Source organism: Nostoc cf. edaphicum LEGE 07299 (assembly GCF_015207245.1).
GTDB classification, from domain to species: domain Bacteria; phylum Cyanobacteriota; class Cyanobacteriia; order Cyanobacteriales; family Nostocaceae; genus Nostoc; species Nostoc edaphicum_B.
Genome location: NZ_JADEXF010000848.1, coordinates 1 through 2,962, shown reverse-complemented (window position 1 = coordinate 2,962; position 2,962 = coordinate 1). Strand labels below are relative to the sequence as shown.

Here is a 2,962-nt window from a genome sequence, read left to right as displayed (position 1 = left end):
GTGTGGAAGGCTCCGGGCTTATCAAGTCGCTCGTAGGTGTGCGCTCCGAAGTAGTCGCGTTGGGCTTGAGTGAGGTTTGGGGCAAGCGATCGCGTCGATAGCTGTCAAAATAATCTAATGACGCACTGAATGCTGGCACTGGAATTCCCAGTTTTGCTGCTGTTGCCAACACTTCGCGCCAAGCTGTTTGTCTGTCGAGAATCGTCTGCTTGAATTCCGGGGCTAATAGCAGGTTAGGGGGCGCTGGATTTTCGTTAAATGCGTTCTTAATCTTATTCAAAAATCCAGCGCGAATAATACAGCCACCCTTCCAAATCCGCGCCAATTCACCTAAATTTAAGTTAAAATTATAGGTTTTTGAAGCTGTAGCCAACAGTGCCATGCCCTGAGCGTAAGAACAGATTTTCGAGCAATAAAGGGCATCTCGCACCATGTTGATAAAGGCTTTGGTATCTCCCTCATACTTGCCAGAAGGACCTGTAAGTATCTTAGATGCTGCTACCCGTTCTTTTTTGAAGGAAGACATAATCCGGGCGTTCACCGCTGCAATCATTGTTGGTACAGCAACACCCAAATCCATTGCAGTTTGTACTGTCCAGCGTCCGGTTCCCTTTTGCCCTGCGGCATCAACAATCAAATCGACTAAGGGTAGATTTGTTTCTGGGTCAATGTAGGGGAAAATCTTTGCCGTAATTTCAATCAAAAACGAATTGAGTTCGTCGGTGGTGTTCCATTCGGTAAAAACTTCGTGTAGCTGATTATGGTCTAGTCCAGCAACATTTTTCAGCAAGTCGTAGGCTTCAGCAATCAGCTGCATATCGCCGTACTCAATGCCGTTGTGTACCATTTTGACATAGTGACCGGCGCCACCAGGACCGCAATAGGTTACGCAAGGACCATCATCAACTTGGGCAGCAATTTTATTAAAAATTGGCGATAGATACTCATAGGAGCTTTCTGTACCTCCTGGCATGAGTGAAGGGCCATTCAGCGCACCTTCTTCACCACCACTGACACCCATCCCGATAAACCGAAGTCCAGCCGGTTCTAGTTCCTGAGTGCGTCGTTCCGTATCTTCAAACCAAGAGTTGCCACCGTCGATAATGATATCGCCTTCCTCTAACAAGGGTTTGAGTTGAGCAATTACCGCATCCACTGGCTTACCAGCTTGCACCATTACTAGAATTTTGCGGGGACGTTCCAATAAGGCAACGAATTCTTCTAGAGTAAAGGCGGCTTTGACGTTCCGTCCTGGCGCACGCTGCGCCATAAACGCATCCGTTTTTTCTCGGGAGCGGTTGTAAACTGCAATTGGGAAGCCATTGCGCTCCACGTTTAGAGCGATGTTCTCACCCATAACGGCTAATCCAATCACACCAAAGCTTTGTAGTGTCATAAAAAATTTCTGGCTAACTCTTGCAGATCCTTTTACTTTAAGGGTAGTCCGATATTTTCCCTTCTCCCCTAAAGAAGACCTTAAGACTTCAATAAATGACAAAAATCCACAACTAACAGGGATAATTAATTTTAAATTGTATCTAAATCAACAATTGACTGGCAAAATTTGCAAAATTGAAATAATTAAACGACGTAGTAAGGAGTAACCAAATAATGCTGGCATATGTCCTAGCTTTGGTGGTCGGTCTTGGTAGTTTAGCCATTTATATAGCAGCTTTCTTTTTCCCAGAAATCCACCGCAAGAATGACTTTATCTGGAGTGGCGTAGGATTATTCTACGCTTTAGTCTTATGGGTGTTTGCGCCACGCATTACTGGAGGTTTGTTGCTAGGTCATGTGGCTAGTGTGGCTCTTTTGGTCTGGTTTGGCTGGCAAACTCTATCATTACGTCGGCAATTGACTCCACAGGCACAACAAACCCAAGTACCCAGTACTGAGACGGTAAAAACTGGCATTCAAGAACAGATGAATAAGTTGTCCCTTCAGGAACGGCTGGGCCAGCTGCAAAAAGGTTTTGGTAGTACCTTTAGTGGCGCAAAAAACAAAGTGCAACAGACCGTGAGTAAAAAGACACCCACAACCCCCAAACCTGAAGATATTATCTCTGTAATATCAGAGAAACCTGCTATTGAGATTATTGACAAAACTATTGTCATACCAGAACCACCAGCAGAGGAGACAGTTACTACCGAAACCGAAACAAAAACCGAGAGTGTACCGGAAGCGATTCCCCCACATCCCCCATCTCCTGAATTGGTGGAAGCAGCGCAACCAGATTTTGAAATTGAGGATAAGCAACCGATTCCTGTAGAAGAAATTGCGCCGGATGCGGTACTCGCTCCCCCAGCGGAGACGCCACCTGAACAAATACCGCCTAATCAAGGTAGTTAAATTCTGTGAAACCCAACGTTAACCTAATATAATATTGGGTTTCACTATTTCCATATTGATGACACTACGGGAGTGCAACCACCGGATCGCACTCCCTCTAGGGAAACAACTGAACCACCAGAGACATTTCCTTTTGCCGTCTAAATCAATCAATGAGTTATTTCTCTAATAGTAAAGTTATTAGGTAAGCCTACATAAACCATCAGATACATGATTGAGTCAATAGCAAATTAAGTAGCGACTTTACTGAGTGTTAGATGGTACGCTTATCCTCTGCCTGTAAGGACTTTTTCTCGTTGCTAGACTGAGAAATTTATTTACTCAGCCTTTAGCAAAACTTAGGTTGCAAGATTGTTGTTGCCGCCCTCTAAAATAGTCCCCTCTAAATTGGCATCTTCTAGATTAGCGCCGGTGAGATTGCTTCTTTCTAATGCAGCTTGGTGCAGATTTGCTTGATGTAAATCCGCGATCGCCAAATCTGCCCCGCTCAAATCTGCTGCTTCTAAATTAGCTTCACTCAAATCAGCTTCACGGATGTCAGCATGACTAAGAATTGCCTGTTCCAAGTTAGCAGCTTTGAGATTAGCCGGATTTAATATGACCTTCAGCAAGC

The 2,962-nt window shown here is 44.6% G+C and carries 2 protein-coding genes and 1 pseudogene; 1 reads left to right on the top strand and 2 read right to left on the bottom strand.

The window, feature by feature from the left end:
• Positions 1 to 1,396, bottom strand: a pseudogene (gndA, locus tag IQ229_RS21605) (NADP-dependent phosphogluconate dehydrogenase); the annotation flags it as partial.
• A gap of 215 nt (positions 1,397 to 1,611) precedes the next feature.
• Between gndA and IQ229_RS21600 the strand changes: the two are divergent.
• Positions 1,612 to 2,349 (top strand): Ycf66 family protein, encoded by a 738-nt coding sequence (locus IQ229_RS21600; protein WP_194047249.1) that lies wholly within the window; start codon positions 1,612 to 1,614, stop codon positions 2,347 to 2,349.
• Positions 2,350 to 2,687: 338 nt separating this feature from the next.
• Here IQ229_RS21600 and IQ229_RS21595 read toward each other — a convergent pair.
• A partial coding sequence (locus IQ229_RS21595) for a pentapeptide repeat-containing protein (protein WP_194047247.1) occupies positions 2,688 to 2,962 on the bottom strand: 275 nt, incomplete at its 5' end.

Coding starts and splice junctions, on each gene's coding strand:
- IQ229_RS21600 (WP_194047249.1), top strand. CDS start 1,612: ATGCTGGCATATGTCCTAGCTTTGGTGGTCGGTCTTGGTAGTTTAGCC.